The 18,262-nt window shown below is 44.7% G+C and carries 19 protein-coding genes; all 19 read right to left on the bottom strand.

Annotated elements, in window-relative coordinates:
• Window positions 1–26: 26 nt before the first annotated feature.
• Window positions 27–485 (bottom strand): flagellar basal body-associated FliL family protein, encoded by a 459-nt coding sequence (locus NLBNIHML_RS28565; protein ID WP_339241590.1) that lies wholly within the window; start codon window positions 483–485, stop codon window positions 27–29.
• Complete coding sequence (locus NLBNIHML_RS28560) at window positions 485–706, bottom strand: flagellar FlbD family protein (RefSeq protein WP_494353312.1); 222 nt, start codon at window positions 704–706, stop codon at window positions 485–487. The genes NLBNIHML_RS28565 and NLBNIHML_RS28560 overlap by 1 nt, the downstream gene beginning before the upstream one ends.
• A gap of 68 nt (window positions 707–774) precedes the next feature.
• A complete protein-coding gene (gene flgG, locus NLBNIHML_RS28555; protein WP_315936327.1) occupies window positions 775–1,590 on the bottom strand; it encodes a flagellar basal body rod protein FlgG in 816 nt (271 codons plus the stop codon).
• An 81-nt stretch (window positions 1,591–1,671) separates the two neighbouring features.
• Entirely contained in the window at window positions 1,672–2,001 is a 330-nt protein-coding gene (locus NLBNIHML_RS28550; protein WP_494354774.1) for a TIGR02530 family flagellar biosynthesis protein, read from the bottom strand.
• A 50-nt stretch (window positions 2,002–2,051) separates the two neighbouring features.
• Complete coding sequence (locus tag NLBNIHML_RS28545; RefSeq protein WP_339260439.1) at window positions 2,052–2,609, bottom strand: flagellar hook capping FlgD N-terminal domain-containing protein; 558 nt, start codon at window positions 2,607–2,609, stop codon at window positions 2,052–2,054.
• 19 nt (window positions 2,610–2,628) lie between these two features.
• A complete protein-coding gene (locus NLBNIHML_RS28540) occupies window positions 2,629–4,017 on the bottom strand; it encodes a flagellar hook-length control protein FliK (protein ID WP_494353311.1) in 1,389 nt (462 codons plus the stop codon).
• Window positions 4,018–4,057: 40 nt separating this feature from the next.
• Window positions 4,058–4,999 carry a MotE family protein gene (locus NLBNIHML_RS28535; protein WP_339241584.1) on the bottom strand — a complete coding sequence of 314 codons (942 nt, stop codon included), beginning with the start codon at window positions 4,997–4,999 and terminating at the stop codon, window positions 4,058–4,060.
• A 43-nt stretch (window positions 5,000–5,042) separates the two neighbouring features.
• Complete coding sequence (gene fliJ / locus NLBNIHML_RS28530; RefSeq protein WP_339241582.1) at window positions 5,043–5,495, bottom strand: flagellar export protein FliJ; 453 nt, start codon at window positions 5,493–5,495, stop codon at window positions 5,043–5,045.
• Between the two features lie 11 nt (window positions 5,496–5,506).
• The gene (gene fliI / locus NLBNIHML_RS28525; protein WP_339241579.1) at window positions 5,507–6,826 is read right to left on the bottom strand and encodes a flagellar protein export ATPase FliI; all 1,320 of its coding nucleotides are present in this window, start codon (window positions 6,824–6,826) and stop codon (window positions 5,507–5,509) included.
• Window positions 6,813–7,676 carry a FliH/SctL family protein gene (locus tag NLBNIHML_RS28520; protein ID WP_253433768.1) on the bottom strand — a complete coding sequence of 288 codons (864 nt, stop codon included), beginning with the start codon at window positions 7,674–7,676 and terminating at the stop codon, window positions 6,813–6,815. The genes fliI and NLBNIHML_RS28520 overlap by 14 nt, the downstream gene beginning before the upstream one ends.
• Window positions 7,669–8,685 (bottom strand): flagellar motor switch protein FliG, encoded by a 1,017-nt coding sequence (gene fliG, locus NLBNIHML_RS28515; protein WP_047842476.1) that lies wholly within the window; start codon window positions 8,683–8,685, stop codon window positions 7,669–7,671. Before fliG ends, NLBNIHML_RS28520 begins: the two co-directional genes overlap by 8 nt.
• A gap of 11 nt (window positions 8,686–8,696) precedes the next feature.
• Window positions 8,697–10,280, bottom strand: a complete 1,584-nt coding sequence (gene fliF, locus NLBNIHML_RS28510) for a flagellar basal-body MS-ring/collar protein FliF (RefSeq protein ID WP_339241576.1) — start codon at window positions 10,278–10,280, stop codon at window positions 8,697–8,699.
• A 137-nt stretch (window positions 10,281–10,417) separates the two neighbouring features.
• Window positions 10,418–10,729, bottom strand: coding sequence for a flagellar hook-basal body complex protein FliE (gene fliE / locus NLBNIHML_RS28505; RefSeq protein ID WP_253433762.1), 312 nt, complete (start codon window positions 10,727–10,729; stop codon window positions 10,418–10,420).
• 58 nt (window positions 10,730–10,787) lie between these two features.
• Window positions 10,788–11,237 carry a flagellar basal body rod protein FlgC gene (gene flgC, locus NLBNIHML_RS28500; RefSeq protein WP_253433759.1) on the bottom strand — a complete coding sequence of 150 codons (450 nt, stop codon included), beginning with the start codon at window positions 11,235–11,237 and terminating at the stop codon, window positions 10,788–10,790.
• Window positions 11,238–11,243: 6 nt separating this feature from the next.
• Window positions 11,244–11,651, bottom strand: coding sequence for a flagellar basal body rod protein FlgB (gene flgB / locus NLBNIHML_RS28495; RefSeq protein WP_339241571.1), 408 nt, complete (start codon window positions 11,649–11,651; stop codon window positions 11,244–11,246).
• A gap of 977 nt (window positions 11,652–12,628) precedes the next feature.
• Window positions 12,629–14,029 carry an ATP-dependent protease ATPase subunit HslU gene (gene hslU, locus NLBNIHML_RS28490; RefSeq protein WP_339260435.1) on the bottom strand — a complete coding sequence of 467 codons (1,401 nt, stop codon included), beginning with the start codon at window positions 14,027–14,029 and terminating at the stop codon, window positions 12,629–12,631.
• A gap of 116 nt (window positions 14,030–14,145) precedes the next feature.
• Window positions 14,146–14,688, bottom strand: coding sequence for an ATP-dependent protease subunit HslV (hslV, locus tag NLBNIHML_RS28485; RefSeq protein WP_076208907.1), 543 nt, complete (start codon window positions 14,686–14,688; stop codon window positions 14,146–14,148).
• Window positions 14,689–14,714: 26 nt separating this feature from the next.
• A complete protein-coding gene (trmFO, locus tag NLBNIHML_RS28480; protein ID WP_445252948.1) occupies window positions 14,715–16,058 on the bottom strand; it encodes an FADH(2)-oxidizing methylenetetrahydrofolate--tRNA-(uracil(54)-C(5))-methyltransferase TrmFO in 1,344 nt (447 codons plus the stop codon).
• A 56-nt stretch (window positions 16,059–16,114) separates the two neighbouring features.
• Window positions 16,115–18,214: a type I DNA topoisomerase gene (gene topA / locus NLBNIHML_RS28475; protein ID WP_339241569.1), complete on the bottom strand. Its 2,100-nt coding sequence runs from the start codon at window positions 18,212–18,214 to the stop codon at window positions 16,115–16,117.
• Window positions 18,215–18,262: the final 48 nt, after the last annotated feature.

The following is an 18,262-nucleotide window of genomic DNA, read 5'->3' as shown; positions in this document are numbered from 1 at the left end:
ACAGGTCTACAGCGTGTTCTGTTCATTTACATTGGCGCCATTACAAAAGCTGAAAAACTGGTGCTGCTCAACTTACCTTCAGGTAAAGCTTCATTAATTAGTCCGGTCAATCTCTCATTAAATTGTACTCGGCCCTTCGCTGTAGCCAGCTCCTCAGACTTTGTATCCGCAAACGTCTGAATGATAATAGGCTTCACTGTAATTTCTTTAATTTTCTCAAAATCTTCTTTGGCTGTTTTGTCTGACAACTTGAATGAGAAGCTGACAACTACAACATGATCCGTATCAGCCAAGTTGGTTTTAATTTCTCCAAGCTCAGAGGAAACCTCTACAATCTCATCCGCAGTCATCTTCTTTTCTGAAGCTGCCGCCGTATGTGTGTCGTCCTTATTCCCGTTCTGTCCTTGCATAAATACAAACACAACCACCACAATGAGTGTTATTGCAAGCAACATCGTTGCAAGCCAGGGCATCATTTTTTTCATCAGGATTCCTCCGTTTGCTGCACTTTAATAGTGGCTGCCTGAACCCCGATTTCACGGTTGTAATCTTTAATCTTGGAAATAACGTCATTGGCTTTTTCAAGCACAATCAGTCTCTTTCCAGTTACCAGAGTAATATACGTATCCGGCGTCTCTTCCACTATTTCAACCATCAGCGCATTTAACCACATGGGAGAACCATTTAACCGCGTAACCGAAATCATGCTAAGCCCCCTTGATCAGAGTGGGAGGAGCAAGCTCCCCCACATTTTAAAAATTCATTAATCAGCTATTAACGTTTCAGGTTAACAACTTCCTGAAGTATTTCATCCGACGTTGTAATGATCCGGGAGTTGGCCTGGAATCCACGCTGAGCTACGATCATCTCAGTAAATTCACCAGTCAGGTCCACGTTTGACATTTCGAGCTGTCCAGCAATGATCGCTCCTGTTCCGTCCTCAGCACTGTTTGCTGTCAATGGTTCCAGTGCCCCGTCCGGATTCGCGTTAGCTGTCATACGGTACAGGTTACCGCCGATCTTCTCTAAACCTTCCGGATTGACCACTTTTCCGATACCAAGTTGTGCTCCAGCTTCGATCGTTCCGTCTGCCATAGTCTGGTTAATCGTTCCATCCTGACCAATCGTAAAGGAAACGACGTCGTCTGGAATGGTAATATTTCCACCACCGTTATCCAGAACGAACAATCCATCCGATGTCAAAAGGTTACGCGCAGCATCCACGTGGAAGTCCCCAGCACGAGTCAGGTAGGGCACTTCCTGATCTTCACTCAAACGTACCAAGAAGAATCCGTCTCCATTAATCCGAAGATCTGTTGGATTATTCGTTGTCATTGGGCTACCTGCCAGATGCAGCGTATCAATCGAACCTACGGATACACCAAGACCGATTTGTTTCGCATTGACACCACCAGATGCATCTCCAGGGGCAGTCACCCCCGCCGTCGTTTGGCTCATAATATCTTTGAACATAACCCGACTGCCCTTGAAGCCAACCGTGTTTACGTTCGCAATATTGTTACCAATTACGTCGAGTTTTGTTTGAAAACCCCGCATCCCGGAAACGCCTGAGTACATTGATTTCAACATTTTTAAAAATCCTCCCAGTCTTCATTTGGTTACCGCATCAGTCGGTCAGCGGCATTCCGGCTCCCGAGAAGGGCCAGCCGGTCAAGAAATGATTACAGCACTATCAATCTGAGTGAACACATTATCCTTCATGCTTTCACTATCCATAGCTGTAACCACAGTACGATTTTCGACATTGACGATAAAAGCCATATCCTGCATTAAGATCAATGACTCTTTGGCTCCTTTGGCAGCAGCTTTGTCCAAAGCAGAACCAATCTGTTCCATTTGCTCGGTCTTGAGCTCAATACCTCGCTGTTCCAATCGTTTGGCAGCATGATTGCTCAATTTCAGAAGATTGTCTTCCAGCACCTTGGCAAAGGGTTTTTCCGGGACAGCCGAAGATTCTCCCGTTTTGGGTCTTTGAAGCATATTCGGTGTAATCGGGCCTGCATATAATTGTCCAACCGTTATGCGATCACTCATATCGTTTTCCCGCTATCTTCCGTATCACCCGGTTCAGCGGATGATTCAACTTCCTGGCTCTCGTTCGTTTCAGGGGCTACGCCTTGAACGTTCTGTACCGGAGTTTGACTCTCTTCTGCCTGTTTTGGATAATTCACCTGAATGATCTCATCCAGCTTAATCTCGTCGTTGCCCACTTTTGCGTATTGAACACCATCTCTTACAATGATGGAATCCACAATACCCTGACGAAGAGTTCCGTTGTCATCTTTATTAGAAGAAAGCCAACTTACCTCCATGCCAATCATGCCGGATACAGCACCAAGTGACTGGTTCAATGTTTTAAGCTGTGTAGAAATATTGACCAGTTGCTCCACGGAGCTGAACTGTGCCATTTGAGCGATAAATTCCTTATCCTCCATCGGCTGCATAGGATCTTGATTTTGCAGCTGGGTAATCAGGATTTTTAGAAACTGATCTTTGCCCAATTCTTTTGTTGCAGCACTTGTGGTTGCTTTATTGGCTGCCGAATAATTCGGCCAGGTATTATTCATTGAAACAATTTCGTTAGCCATTTGCTCACCTCATTTCTGTTTAAGCCTCTGCACTAAACGTATCTCTCTGTAATTCATTTCCATCGACTTGTTCGCTACGCCAGTTACGCAATTCTTCCTGAATTCCTGCTGTAGCTATAGCATCATCCGATTGTTCCTCACGCTCACGCGAACGGCGTTGTTGCTGAGAATTACTTCCCGGCTGACGGCCTCCGTCCTGATACAACTGTGATCCGATTGAACTGTTCTGGGTAACCTCAAGTCGTTCCACTTGAATTCCCTGGGCTTGAAGTGAAGAACGCAGCTGTGTCATTTGCTGTTCAAGCATGTCTTTGGCCATCGTATGTTCAGTCATAAACCGTGCAACCAACTGCCCATTCTGCAAGGTGATTTGAACATCCAACTTCCCTAGGTGCTCAGGCCGCAGTGAGATGGTCGCCTCGGAAAATCCTTTTTGCTGCACAATATCCAGCTTGTTGACTACAAATTGTGTCATTTCTTTGGCAAACTGTGATGTTTGCATTACAGGTTCAGCCGGTTTCCCTGCTGTTGTACCTGATGAACGCAAGGACAGTTCTCCCGCAGTAATGATCGTTGAGTGTTCGACTTCTCCACCTGCATTCGAAGCAGATGTCGTCTCCGTCTCATCTTTCACCTGGCTTCCAGTGTTTGCCACTGCCGCAACAAGAACCTGAGGTACGACCAAATCCTGTTTGGGTGCTTGAAGTGAAGTACTTGGAGCGACTTGTGCAGTCTGATCCTTAACTGCAGTCAATGTTTCCAGTATGGATTTCAGTTGAGTCCATCCTTTGTTATGGCTAGTATCCACTCCAGCCTCTTGAAGCTGACCCTGCAGAGATTGTAGTAGTTGCTTGAATTCCGGAGCGTTCTTCGCAACGTTACTCTCAGGATCATTCATTCCGGCTACTAATTGTGTAAGCATATCCTGCAGAACAAAACGTACTGCTGCCGGATGTTGGGACAGTTCAATTGCAGGTACTGTATTTATGCTTTCCGCTCCGTTCGAAGGTTCGTCGGAGCCTTCCGCATTAGAACCTGAAGGATTACTTAATTGTGTATACATCTGTTGAATCAGAGTTTGTAAACCTGCAAGTAGAGCTGGATCATTTTCCAAAGCTTCGTCAAGTGAATCCAAGTCCGTGAACAACGAATTCAGTATATCCGTGATTGATGTCGCTTCCCCTTCTTCATTCGCAGCAAAGGAAAACATCAGCGGATTAGCAGTTAAACTTCCAGCAGCGCTTGAACTATCACCTTCTGTGTTTCCTCCAGATAACGATTGTGCAAGAGTTTGGAGAAATTCACCGCTAGCCCCTGCAGCTGAACCTTTCGATTGTGCTCCAGTCGCCTGACCTGTTCCCGTTGCTTTTGCAGATGCTGTGGATGCCATTTGATATACAATCGACATTTATTTTCACCTCCTCTCGGTTAGTTCAGTGTAATGAGATCTATTTGTTGCCCATTAATCTGTTCAAAATTTTTGCAGTTTCAACCGAGTCCTCTGAAGACATGTTCTCAAGCAATTGAGAGCGTGTTGCATCATCTACCGAATTCAGGATGGTCAATGTTTTATCAGGACTTAACTTGTATGTTTCCAATAATAACTTGGCACCACTTGAAGCAGACATCGAAGCAAATGTTTGACTAAGCTGATTTTTATCCAGGTTTTTGCTTGTCGTTGTGGATGCAGTTGAAGTTGCTGCGGTTTCCTTCTTCAATCGGGATTGCAGTGCATCCAGTGCCAGATCGCCGGACGGTTTGGCATCCTTCATCATCATGGTCACATCGGCTGCTGTTTTCGGATCCATCTTTTCAAGCACCTTGGTCCGAGCAGATGATTGCATGGCATTCAATAACAAAACCATTTCTTCATTCGTCATATTTTGCAGGATCGGTGCAGCTTTGCTCGGGCTCATATCAGCATACATCTTTGCCAAATCTTTGATTTGCTTTTGATAATCGGATTCCGTTTCAGGCGCTGCCGCTGTTGCGGTTTCAGCCGCTTTTTCCGCATCATCCAACTTTTTCTGAAGCTCCGTTGCTTTCTTCGCTTCGGTGGTTGTCGCTGCCTGTGCTGCTTTGAGCTCTGTTTCTTTAGCCGTCACCTGGGACTTCAGCTTTTCGATTGTGGCTTCAGCACTTTCAACCTGCTGCTCACTCTTCTCCAGCTTTTCTTTCTCTGGATCCAGTACAGGATCAGGTACCCATTCCTTGACTACCGGTATTTTGTTGGCGAATTCAAACAAGTTATTACGAATATCTACATTAAATAGGGTAAGTAATACACCTAGCAATACTACGGTGAATACAATCGGGATTGAAATCATGAGAAACTTTTCCCAACCGCCTCCCGACTCTTTTTCCATGTCGCTATCATCTTTAACAGCCATCGTTCATTCCTCCTTCACGAGACAACTTCGCGTCCGGCTCACATCAATTCGCGCGTCCGGCTTTGGCAGCGAAGCGTACAGTAGCCATCTCGTCCAGATCGTTCTGTTCCCGGAGGAGCATCTCCTGCTGAAATTTGATTTTGGCCTTGTCTCTCGCTCCAAGCCATACTTTTTCGTCAATCATCTTACCGTTGAGAAATGTCTGATTCCGCTGCACGTTGACCTGAGCATGTTTAACATCACTGTTTTTGCGTGAAATGCACTCGTCAAGGTGATGTACATAACGCTGCATCTCCTGCAGACTGTTTACAGACGCTTTATTTTCCGTAGCAGATTGGATAATGGCGACCAGATTACTTCTGTCATTAAGAAGTTGTATCAGATGTTCTTCCTCCGTCTGAAGTTTACCGATCGCTGTGGATAACATCCATTCTGCCTGTGTTTTTTCATTACTCTTCAAGTCAACAACTTTCTGGAAATGATATCGAAATTTCATCGTTTACCCATTCATCTCCTTGCAAATTCAAGAATCAAACGTTCCTGCACTTCACTTAAGGTGACTTTCTCGTCGACTTTCTGCTTGGTAAAGTTCCATATACTATCAATCTGGTCTATCGATTCATCTATGGCTGCATTTGATCCCCGCTGGTAAGCCCCAATATTGATCAAATCTTCCGATTCTTTGTACACAGCCATCAAACGTTTCATATTATTAACAGCTTCCAACTGCTCTTCCGGAGCAATATCCTTCATAACACGACTTATGCTGGCTAGCACATCAATCGCTGGAAAATGTCCTTTGTTCGCAATGGATCGATTTAACACAATGTGGCCATCCAGAATACCCCTTACCGCATCCGCGATCGGTTCATTCATGTCATCACCATCAACCAGCACCGTATAAAAGGCTGTAATCGAGCCTGTAGGTCCTGTACCCGCTCGTTCAAGCAGTTTGGGCAAACTTGCAAAAACCGATGGCGTATATCCTCTCATTGCCGGAGGTTCACCTACGGCCAGACCAACTTCCCTCTGTGCCATCGCATATCGAGTGACCGAATCCATCATGAGCATCACGTTCATTCCACGATCTCGGAAATACTCTGCAATCGTGGTCGCAATAACTGCTCCCTTGATCCGAATCAGAGCAGGCTGATCTGAAGTTGCAACAATGACTACGGAGCGTTCCAGTCCTTCCGGACCCAGATCCCGTTCAATAAAGTCGCGCACCTCACGTCCACGCTCACCCACAAGCGCGATGACGTTAACATCCGCTGCTGTATTACGAGCAATCATGCCCATCAATGTACTCTTACCAACACCAGAACCAGCAAAAATGCCCACACGCTGTCCCTTACCTACAGTCAGCAATCCATCGATAGCTCTTACACCAACACCCATCGTTTCAAGTACACGTGGACGATCCATTGGATTGACCGGAGTATTGGAGGTGGAGTACATTGGCATTCTTGATGGAAGGAGTGAGCCGTCCAGCGGTTGTCCAAGTCCGTCCAATACTTTACCGAGCAATTCGGAGCCCACCTGAACACCCAGTGGCTTGCCCGTACCTACTACATCGCAACCAGGACCAATGGATTGAAGTTCACCCAGCGGCATAAGCAACACTTTGTTATCCCGAAACCCAACGACTTCGGCTTGAAGAGGCTTGGCCGATTTACCTGGATAGATATAACATACGTCACCGATACTTGCATCTGGCCCTTCTGACTCCACCATAAGACCAATGACCTGAGTAACTTTGCCGTTAATACGAACAGGATCGAATTGCTTCAAATGTTCCATATATCGCTGTGAACTAAGAACCTTCATGTTGATTTCTTCGCTCCTCATCCTCAAGTGCTATGCGGACCAGTTCTTTTTTAATCTCAGCAAGCTGTGTATCAATTCTCGCATCTACACTTCCGAACGAAGAACGAATGACACATCCCTTATCTTTGACTGTTGAATCAGGCAAAATCTGCAGTTCTGCCTGAGAGTCAATAGACAGAGACAATTCTTCACGAGCTGCCTGTACAAATGTAAACTGATCGGGCGCCACACAAAGTGTGATTAACCCCTGCTCCCGTTTACGTGACAAACTCTGACGAATCAATTCCAGTGTATGATCAGGTTCAATGGTAAGTTGCTTATCAATGACTTTCTCAGCAATCCCGCAAGCGAGATCCACAAGGAACGGTTCGGCTTCCTGAATGATCTGATCTTTAGCTACATAAGCTTCCTTGAGTACTTCCTGAGCTTCAATCATCATCTTATCGATCTGCACCTGGAGATCTACTTCAGCTTGTACTTTTCCTTCTTCAAAACCCTGTTGGAAACCTTGTGAACGAAGCGCTTCGGTCAGATGTTCATCCTGTTGTCGTTGTTCCTGCCACCAGCTGTCGATCTGTTCACGGGCTTCTTGAAGCATGCGCTCTGCCTCTTCTGAAGCTTCACGTACTTGCTTTTCTGCAAACTCCTTGGCATCTTCCAGCATTTCTGCGGTAAGACGTTGTGTTTCTTCGTCCACGCGTGCTTGAAGCGTCTCTGCTTCAGAACCTTCAGCACGATCACCGGATAATTCCGTCTCAGACTCTTCGTCACCACCATAATGATGATGGTTTTCAAGTTTTTTGTGGTCATCAACGGGTACATACTGGAAAGATTTAATCAAATTAGACAATGATATCATCTCCTCCACCGCGTGCGATAATGATCTCACCGGCTTCTTCCAATCTGCGTATCGTGCCTACAATGCGTGTCTGAGCTTCCTCAACATCACGCAATCGCACAGGACCCATGAACTCCATCTCTTCTTTGAATGTTTCGGACATCCGCTTCGACATGTTCCGGAACACCGCATCCCGAACTTCTTCGCTTGCCACCTTGAGTGCGAGTTGCAGATCAGCGTTGTCGATATCACGAATAATACGCTGGATAGAACGATCATCCACATTGACGATATCTTCGAATACAAACATGCGTTTTTTGATTTCCTCTGCAAGCTCCGGATCCTGAATTTCAAGCGAGTCCAAAATGGTACGCTCTGTACCACGATCGACTCCGTTCAGAATCTGTACAATCGATTCAATACCACCCGCATTGGTGTAATCCTGGGTTACGGTAGAAGATAACTTCTGTTCCAGAACTCGCTCCACTTGAGAGATGACTTCTGGCGAAGTACTATCCATAACCGCCACTCGGCGAGCAACATCTGCCTGCTTCTCTTGTGGCAAAGATGATAGAATCGCTGCAGCCTGTTCGAACTGAAGATAAGAGAGAACCAGCGCGATCGTTTGCGGACTTTCATTCTGAATAAAGTTCAAAATTTGATTCGGATCCGCTTTGCGTGCAAAGTCAAACGGTCTGACTTGCAGTGTAGCTGTCAAACGGTTAATGACTTCAAGTGCTTTTGATGAACCCAGAGCTTTCTCCAAGATTTCTCTCGCATAGTTGATACCGCCCTGAGAGATATATTCCTGCGCCAGACAGATCTGGTGAAACTCGGCCATAATCATGTCCTTTTCAGAAGAATCAACCTTGCGAACGTTGGCAATCTCCAACGTTAATTGCTCAATCTCTTCGTCACGCAGATGTTTGAAGATCTGAGCCGACACTTCCGGACCTAATGTAATCAACAAAATTGCTGCTTTTTGTCTTCCAGTCAAACCTTGACTGCTTGCCTTCGCCAATGCGTTCACCTCTATTCGTCAGCCAGCCATGTACGCAGCAGATTGACGAATTCGTCTGGCTTTTTCTTGGCCAAACTCTCCAATTGTTTGCGCACCTGACTTTCGTTCGTTACACTGTCCAGCGTAATGGACGGGAACTCTGTTGCTATTGGAAGAGGAATCTCTTCTTCTTCGACTTCGTTTTGTTTGCGGCGACGGCGTACTAACAAAATAACAACCGCTGCGATCAATGCCGCTATGAGTGCGCCTCCGCCCCACATCATGGCTGGGGACAACTGGAAGCCTGTATTTGCTGTTGATGCAGCCTGGAACCCTTGTGACATGACTGAAACTTTCTTTGTCAGATCAGCGTCACTTATTACAGTGCCTGAGTCTGCCAATGAAGCGCGCACAATGTTAACCAGAATGTTCTCAATCGCGTCTTGAACAGGTCCCTGTAATTCTGTTTCTCCATCCGGTGGTTCAACTGCAACGTTAATGGTTAAGTCTTTTACAGTATACGGACTGGAAATAATATCCTTGGCGATTCGATTAACATCGTAGTTAATAGTACTTGATGATTCTTCTGAGGTGGAGTTACCTGTTGCATCAGATGATGGATAACCAGGAACTTCCTCTTGTCCTGTGCCAGCAACACCACCAGTTGGGTTGCTTGCCCCAGTGTAGCTCTTTTGAATCTCCTGCACACTGATCTCGATGCCTTTCATATTCTCTACATCAACAGGTGTGACCAGATTTTCTTTGCGTGTTTCTTTATCAAAATTAAGCTTGGAGGCTACCAACACATTAACTTTGTCTTCGCCTACAATCTGGGAAAGAAATTGCTTTACGTTATTGCGGACATCGTTTTCAAACTTTTTCTGTAAAGCCATGTTTTCTTGAACTTCGGAAGACAACCCGCCACTGCCACCACGGGCAGTTGGAATCAATTCTGCTTCATCTGTGTTTGTAATGGTGATGTTCTCAATAGGCAGATTAGGAATTGCAGTCTTAACCAAGTTAAAGTAGCCATCTACTGCTGCCTGATTTGGGTGATACCCCGGTTTAAATTGGAGAGCTACCGATGCTGATGCTTTGTCCTGTTCTTCTAAACCGGCAAAAATGTTATCTTTCGGCATATTCACCAGTACTTTAGCATCCTGTATGCCTTGCATCCGCTGAAGTAACTGTTCTACTTCTCCGTTTATAGCGTTGTTGTATTTTACATCAAACTCTTTATCCGTCATCCCAATGGGGGATGATGACTCCTCGAATGACTTATACCCCAATGAACCATTCTGAATAATCCCTTGAGATCCGACATTCACCTTTGCAATTGCAACACTTGTACTTGGTACGGATATGGTCTTGCCATCTGAACTTAATTTGTATGGAATGCTGGATGAATCGAGATAACTGATAACGCCCGCTGAATCACTTGCATTCAAGTCTGTAAAAGCAACTTCATATTCGGTCTTGGACAATTGCATCGTGAGTACAACTGCAGCCAAAATCAGAAACAGGAAGGTGGATATAAATAATACTTTTTGCTTTTTGCTAAAACTATTCCAATACTGGGATGCCTTATCCCTGTACTGGGCAATTCTCTCATTCACTCTGTCACCCCATCCGAAACTTTGCTTAGTCTGTCCTTACTCAACCTTAGCCGTTCCACAGGTTGAGGATCAGGAGCAGCATCGCAGCTGCTTTGTTGTAATGATCAGCGCTATTATCGAAGCGCAAGTAGGTTATCTTATAATTGCGTTCGCATAACTTCCTGGTATGCTTCGACCACTTTGTTTCGGACTTGAGTTGTGAGTTGTAGACTTAACAAGGCCTGCTCTGAAGCAATCATCACCTGATCCACATTCGCTTTGCCGACCAAAAATTGATTCGACATTTCATGCGATTGAGTCTCTTGTGCGGCGACGGACCCTAATGCATTCTGTAAGTATGTACCGAAGCTCTGAATGGTTTCGGCTGGTGTAGAAGGCTTACTTTCGGTTGCATTCTTCATCTGTAGCGGTTGTATACCTTGTGTGCTAAACATGTTGTTCTGAATCATTAATGTCCCTCCCCTTCATCCCTGGTTTGTATCTTTCTTATTTTTATTTCGAAGTAAATTATCTTCCAATCTCCAAAGCTTTGGAGATCATCGCTTTGGTTGAGTTCAGTGCTGTCACGTTTGCTTCATAGGAACGCGAAGCAGAGATCATGTCGACCATTTCTTTTGCAATATCCACATTAGGCATAAATACATATCCTTCAGCGTTGGCATCTGGATGAGTAGGGTCATACACAGGCTTCAATGGTGACTGATCCTCACGAATCTCGGTTACTCTAACACCATCTCCTGAGCCGCTACCTCTCATCTGATTTTGCAGCATCGTACCGAATGACGTTTTATTCGGCTCAAGTACGACCATTTTGCGTTTGTAAGGAACCGCTTCACCATTGGATACGCTCGCGCGCGTCGTCTCTGCGTTGGCAATGTTAGAAGATATAACGTCCATTCGCAACCGTTGGGCCGTCAATGCTGAGCTGCTAATACTAAAGCTATTACTAATGTTCAATTTAGGTTATCTCCCTTCCACGCCAACACGCATCATTTTAATTTGTTCGCTCACTTGCTGAATATAAGCGTTATAACGCAACTGATTCTCCGCCAGAAGACTCATTTCTCTGTCGATATCGACATTATTCTGGTTGTTATTCATGGATGTTGACTGGTCCATATTAACTACTGGCGTTGGTACGGAAGAGGAAGGACCTATGACAAAATGCCTTGCATCAGTGACTTTACCTTTAAGAACAGGCATATCTCCATTCATTTGCCCTTGCAACATTTCTTCAAAAGAAACGTCTGAGCGCTTGAAATACGGGGTATCGGCATTCGCGATGTTGTCAGCAATCGTTCGTTGTCTGATATTGGACGCATCGAGTGCACCCTGCAATCTTTTAAAGCTGATATCATTTAAAAGATTCACAATCCCCCTCCTCTCTTTAGAAGTTATGGAAAAACATTGAATATTTCCCCTTGAAAATTCTTATGTTTTTTCGACAAAAACATTCGTCTTTACACGGTTTTCTAGGACTTAAGTAGAATTAACTCTGATGTTGTCGTATAACATAAGTTTCTTCGAGTTTGGGATTTATTACAATAAGAAAAAAGCCCTATCTTTTCTGAAAGACAGGGCTTTTTGTGTATTTTCTGCAAATTATGAATTTTTTCGTAAATGTTCAGTCCCAAAACAAAAGTCTGTTAATACTCTTCCTTATTGTCCTTAAACATTCTTAAAATAAAAAAATACTTTCAAGTCCCTACAAGAGCGTATAGCGCTCGTTATTATGTATATTTCCGAATATTTCATCGTTGTTAATGTTAGAATTTTTTGCCGTTATACTAAGGGTTTACGTGCATTATCATAGGTATGCATATAAAGCTGTATCTTAATCAATTGACAAGTTATGTTTCAACAATTAAGAAAACTCGACTTTCCCACACAACACTTTCTTAACAATTAAGCAGAGTCTATATATTTTAATCTCAAGAAAATAAATTGTAACTTCACAGTTTTCTATAATTCATCATTTTGCGCATTTACGCAACATTTACCAATCTATCGACTAAACCGATAACCAGACTTGGAATAAGTAGAATTCTTTTAATGGTAATCATTGGATACAGATACGACGAATAACGACCACTCCGATAGGTTTTAATGCCGTATACATGCGGCACAAGTCCTAGGTTTTGTCGATCCGTTAACAACCCCACCTCTTTTATCGGTTGTAACACTCAAATCCTTTAGATGGAAATAAAAATAAACGATATGCATACAGTAAGAGACTCTTGTGATTCGTAAAAGGATTGCTACCCTTTGTCGATCTCGCAAATGTACTCTACTCTCGTGCATACCGTTCATATATAGCATCATTTTAACATTTCATTGTTAAACCCTTGTCACAGGATATACTGACTTAAATCACGATCAAGCGCAATATCATTCAATTTCTCCCGGACATACTCTGGAGTGATCACCATACGTTCCAGTGTAAGCTCGGGTGCCTCAAAGGACAGATCCTCCAAAAGCTTTTCAAGAATCGTATGCAATCGACGAGCACCTATATTTTCTGTATTTTGATTCACGGATTCAGCCAATTTGGCAATCTCGCGAATCGCTTCATCCGAGAATTCAATCTCAATATTTTCGGTGCGCAGCAGATCAACATACTGCTTGGTCAGTGCATTTTGAGGCTCAGTCAGAATGGATACAAACTCCTCCAATGTAAGACTGCTCAATTCTACACGAATCGGGAAGCGTCCCTGAAGCTCGGGAATCAGATCAGAGGGTTTGGCCACATGGAATGCGCCAGCTGCCATAAACAGAATATAGTCCGTTTTAACAGGGCCATATTTCGTCATCACTGTAGAACCTTCCACAATAGGCAGAATGTCCCGTTGAACCCCCTCCCGGGATACATCAGGTCCGCTACCGCGTCCTTGACTGGCAACCTTGTCAATTTCATCAATGAATATGATGCCTGTCTGCTCGGCCCGGCGAATGGATTCCTGGGTAACATCGTCCATGTCAATCAATTTTCCTGCTTCTTCCTGAGTCAACACTTTGCGTGCTTCTTTAATAGCGAGTTTACGTTTTTTTGTACGACGAGGTAACAAACTACCAAACATTTCCTGCATGTTCATGCCCATCTGATCATTACCTTGACCAGCAAACATGTCCATCATGTTAGGTGCAGTGTCTTCGACATCAATTTCAATGATGTCATCCTCCAACTTGCCAGATAACAGATCAAACTTGATCTTACGCCGACGCTCCGCAATCCCAGTATCGGGTGCTGGATCATCCTGTTCCTGAGCGTTGTTCCCATTATTACCAAAGATCATCTCAAAAGGATTGCGCTGATTCTTGGACTTGGACTGTGAAGGAGCCAAAATATGTACAATTCGTTCATTTGCAGCTTCTTCAGCTTTGTCCTTCACTTTTTCAGTCCGCTCCAGTTTCACCATGCGCAGGGATGTCTCAATTAGATCACGCACCATGGACTCAACGTCACGACCAACATAACCTACTTCCGTGAACTTGGTAGCTTCCACTTTCACAAATGGTGCACCTACCAGTTTAGCAAGGCGACGGGCGATTTCCGTTTTACCCACACCGGTAGGTCCAATCATCAGGATATTTTTAGGTACAATATCGTCCTGAGTATGCTCAGGCAAAAGGCTCCGCCGATAACGATTACGAAGGGCTACAGCTACCGATTTTTTAGCTTTCTTTTGACCTACAATATACTTGTCAAGCTCTGCAACAATCTGTCTCGGTGTTAGCGCTTGAGTATTCATATTGCTTCCCTCCTACCAGTATGTTGAATTAATTTTACCTAACAAGGACAAAGAATCCCCTAGACGTCCTGGAGCAGATTATGTAATCATGCTCCACTACGGGAGATTTCTTTGGCTTATAACTCTTCTACAATAATATTACTGTTAGTATATACACATAGCTCCGAGGCAATCTGAAGCGATTCACGCGCAATGTCTTTTGCTTCCAGGTTCACAGCGTGACGTTTCAACGCTCGTGCAGCAGATAAAGCAAAATTCCCACCTGATCCGATCGCAATAACGTCATCATCAGGTTCAATAATCTCTCCACCGCCTGAAATGAGCAACATACCTGATTTGTCCATTACAATCAACAATGCCTCAAGCTTACGCAAGATCCGATCCTGACGCCAATCCTTGGCAAGCTCCACAGCAGCACGCTGCAAGTTACCATGATGCTCCTCCAGCTTACCTTCGAATTTCTCAAACAAGGTGATCGCATCCGCCACAGAACCAGCAAAGCCAGCAACAACCTGTCCGCGGTATAAACGTCTTACCTTCTTGGCTGTATTTTTCATCACAACACTTTGGCCCATGGTCACCTGACCATCTCCGGCGATTGCTGCCTTACCATTATGACGAACAGCACAGATCGTTGTAGCATGAAATGACATATCCATGATATCAGCCTCCTCCCACGAATAATTTATACGCGTTCCGGAACAGTTAGACCTTCTGCCGCAGCAAAACTAGTGATACCATCCAGTGCACGCTGTGCAAGAGCTTCATTTTTTTCCTTTTTGTTACGGATTTTCGTTTCAAGCTTCGGCAATAAACCAAAGTTTGCATTCATGGGTTGGAAGTGCTTGAAGTCAGCAGTTGTAATATACTGAGCCATACTGCCAAGTGTTGTTTCTACCGGCAGTACCACCAGTTCCTGCCCAAGCGCTGCTTTGGCTGCGTTCATACCGGCAATAAGCCCTGATGCAGCAGATTCCACATATCCTTCTACACCGGTCATCTGACCTGCAAAGAACAGGTTTGGACGCTCTTTAAACTGGTATGTCGGAAGAAGAAGTTTAGGAGAATTAATAAATGTATTACGGTGCATTACACCATAACGGACAAACTCTGCATTTTCAAGTCCCGGAATAAGCGAGAAGACACGTTTTTGTTCTCCCCATTTCAGATGCGTCTGGAAGCCCACCAGATTATACAGGGTTCCAGCTGCGTTGTCCTGTCTAAGCTGAACAACCGCATGTGGTAACTCTCCTGTATGCGGGTTAACCAGACCTACCGGTTTCATAGGACCAAACAGAGCCGTCTGTTTTCCGCGTTTCATCATCACTTCGATTGGCATACAGCCTTCAAAGTAGATTTCTTTCTCAAACTCTTTTAATTGAGCGACTTCAGCAGTGATGAGAGCTTCATAGAAGACATCAAACTCTTCTTCTGTCATCGGACAGTTCAGATATGCCGCTTCACCCTTATCATAACGGGAAGCCAGATACACCTTGTTCATATCAATTGAATCTTTTTCGATAATCGGTGCAGCTGCGTCATAGAAGTAGAAATACTCTTCCCCCATTAGTGCCTTAATTTGCTCAGACAATGCAGGTGAAGTCAGCGGCCCTGTTGCAACAACAACGATGCCATCTTCCGGCAGAGATGTTAGTTCCTCATTCACCACTTCGATGAGCGGATGCTGATGCAACTTGGATGTAATCTCGCCTGAAAATCCATCCCGGTCCACAGCAAGTGCTCCACCTGCGGGAACCGCATGTTTGTCTGCTGCTGACAATACAAGAGAATTGAGCATTCTCATTTCTTCTTTTAACACACCCACTGCATTGGTCAATCCATTCGCACGCAGCGAATTGCTGCATACCAGTTCTGCAAATTTATCCGTATGATGAGCTGGCGTTTTCACAACAGGTCTCATCTCGTATAATTTTACGCGTACGCCGCGACTTGCAATCTGCCAGGCCGCTTCTGTTCCTGCCAGCCCGGCACCAATAACGGTTACTTGTTGTTCATTCGTCAAAATCATTTACCCCCATAAAGCAATTTCATATTTCACTATAATTGATTTGATTCACATATATGTTAATCCGCTGATTCGTCATCCGGTTCATCCACCGGCTCCTGATGATCACATGAAGTACACTGCAATCGTGCTCCCTTTTTGTTCCGCTTTTCAATCATTAACGATCCACAACTTGGACATGGTTTGGCTGAAGGTCTGTCCCATGAGACAAAATCACATTCAGGATACTTGTCACATCCGTAGAAAATACGTCCCTTTTTACTACGACGCTCAACAACATGACCTTCCTTACATTTCGGACAAGTTACACCGATGTCCTTAATAATCGGTTTGGTATTCCGACAATCAGGGAAGCCAGAGCACGCGAGAAACTTGCCAAATCGTCCAAGCTTGTAAACGAGCGGTTTGCCGCACTTCTCACAGATCTCATCCGATACTTCATCTTCAATCTCGATTTCTTTCATTTCTTCTTCCGCAAACTCAAGCCGTTTCTCAAAAGATTCGTAGAATTCTGCGAGTACTTTAACCCAATCCTCCGAACCTTCTTCCACATGGTCAAGGTCACCTTCCATGTTTGCGGTAAATTCAACATTCAGAATTTCCGGGAAGAACTCTTCCATCTGCTCAATGACCAGTTCACCCAGCTCGGTCGGCATGAATTTCTTTTCCTCTATCGCAACATATCCGCGCTTCTGAATGGTCTCCAGTGTTGGCGCATATGTACTCGGACGCCCTATACCCAATTCCTCAAGCGTTTTAACCAACCTTGCCTCCGTATATCGGGGTGGCGGTTGTGTAAAATGCTGTTTTGGCTCAATTTCCTGCTTCTCCAGCACATCTCCACTTTTCAGCGGAGGCAGCAGACGATCTTCATCAGTTGTACCATCATCGTTCCCTTCAACATATACCTTCATGAAGCCCTGGAACCGCACCTTCGAACCTGCTGCACGGAAAATCGTGTCTCCCGCAGCAATATCTACAGAAAGTGTATCCAAAATGGCTGAAGACATCTGGCTCGCCACAAAACGTTCCCAAACTAGTTTATACAGACGGAACTGATCGCGACTCATGAATGACTTGATTGAATCGGGATCACGCAAAATTGAAGTTGGACGTATTGCTTCATGCGCATCTTGAGCATTAGTAGCTTTTTTGGAATAATTCCGTGGTGTCTCAGGCGCAAATGACTCCCCGTACTTCCCAACGATATATTCTTTGGCTTCTTCTTGTGCAGATGCCGCAATTCGTGTGGAGTCCGTACGCATATACGTGATGAGACCTACTGTGCCTTCTTTTCCAAGGTCTACACCTTCATATAGTTGTTGGGCGACCGACATCGTCTTGGAAGCTCTGAAATTCAATTTACGAGCTGCTTCCTGTTGCAAAGAACTCGTTGTAAACGGAGCGGAAGGGTTACGACTGCGTTCTTTCTCTTTCACTTCCTTGATCGTAAAGTCTGCACCTTCGATCTGTTTCAAGATCGCTTGCACTTCCGCTTCACTACCCAGTTCTGTTTTGGCCCCGTTCAGTTTATGAAACTTAGCTTCAAACGGATTGCCGTCTGCTGTCAGTTTAGCGGTAATGCTCCAGTATTCTTCCGGTTCAAAATCATCAATTTCATTTTCACGATCTAAAATGATTTTGACAGCTACGGACTGAACCCGGCCTGCAGATAAGCCTTTTTTAACTTTTTTCCATAACAATGGACTAATTTTATATCCAACAAGCCGATCCAGAATACGTCTTGCCTGCTGCGCGTTCACCAAATCCATATTGATTTTCCGCGGCGTTTTGAACGCATCCTTGACAGCCTGTTTAGTAATTTCATTAAATACTACACGGCAATCTGCCGTATCGTCCAATTCGAGAGCATGGGCCAAGTGCCATGCAATAGCTTCACCTTCGCGATCCGGGTCAGCTGCGAGATACACTTTTTTCACTTTCTTTCGTGCATCCTTCAGTTCTTTCAAAATTGAACCTTTGCCGCGGATCGTAATATATTTCGGATTAAAATCATTCTCCACCTCAACGCCGATCTGACTCTTTGGCAAATCGCGAACATGTCCCATCGAAGCTTTCACGATGAACTTGCTGCCTAAATATTTGCCTATCGTCTTCGCCTTTGAGGGCGACTCCACGATTACGAGTGCATCCGCCATAGGTTCATCCTCCTCTCAGTCATGAAACTGTCATGTAACTGTTTCTGT

The sequence above is a fragment of the Paenibacillus sp. JNU01 genome (assembly GCF_059130585.1).
The sequence above is the reverse complement of the archived record's forward strand: the minus strand, read 5'-3'. Positions and strand labels throughout refer to the sequence as shown.

Bases quoted from the DNA above. Each gene is read 5' to 3' on its own strand.
- NLBNIHML_RS28565 (WP_339241590.1), bottom strand. From the start codon at position 485: ATGAAAAAAATGATGCCCTGGCTTGCAACGATGTTGCTTGCAATAACA.
- NLBNIHML_RS28560 (WP_494353312.1), bottom strand. From the start codon at position 706: ATGATTTCGGTTACGCGGTTAAATGGTTCTCCCATGTGGTTAAATGCG.
- flgG (WP_315936327.1), bottom strand. From the start codon at position 1,590: ATGTTGAAATCAATGTACTCAGGCGTTTCCGGGATGCGGGGTTTTCAA.
- NLBNIHML_RS28550 (WP_494354774.1), bottom strand. From the start codon at position 2,001: ATGCTTCAAAGACCCAAAACGGGAGAATCTTCGGCTGTCCCGGAAAAA.
- NLBNIHML_RS28545 (WP_339260439.1), bottom strand. From the start codon at position 2,609: ATGGCTAACGAAATTGTTTCAATGAATAATACCTGGCCGAATTATTCG.
- NLBNIHML_RS28540 (WP_494353311.1), bottom strand. From the start codon at position 4,017: ATGTCGATTGTATATCAAATGGCATCCACAGCATCTGCAAAAGCAACG.
- NLBNIHML_RS28535 (WP_339241584.1), bottom strand. From the start codon at position 4,999: ATGGCTGTTAAAGATGATAGCGACATGGAAAAAGAGTCGGGAGGCGGT.
- fliJ (WP_339241582.1), bottom strand. From the start codon at position 5,495: ATGAAATTTCGATATCATTTCCAGAAAGTTGTTGACTTGAAGAGTAAT.
- fliI (WP_339241579.1), bottom strand. From the start codon at position 6,826: ATGAAGGTTCTTAGTTCACAGCGATATATGGAACATTTGAAGCAATTC.
- fliE (WP_253433762.1), bottom strand. From the start codon at position 10,729: ATGATTCAGAACAACATGTTTAGCACACAAGGTATACAACCGCTACAG.
- hslU (WP_339260435.1), bottom strand. From the start codon at position 14,029: ATGAATACTCAAGCGCTAACACCGAGACAGATTGTTGCAGAGCTTGAC.
- hslV (WP_076208907.1), bottom strand. From the start codon at position 14,688: ATGGATATGTCATTTCATGCTACAACGATCTGTGCTGTTCGTCATAAT.
- trmFO (WP_445252948.1), bottom strand. From the start codon at position 16,058: ATGATTTTGACGAATGAACAACAAGTAACCGTTATTGGTGCCGGGCTG.
- topA (WP_339241569.1), bottom strand. From the start codon at position 18,214: ATGGCGGATGCACTCGTAATCGTGGAGTCGCCCTCAAAGGCGAAGACG.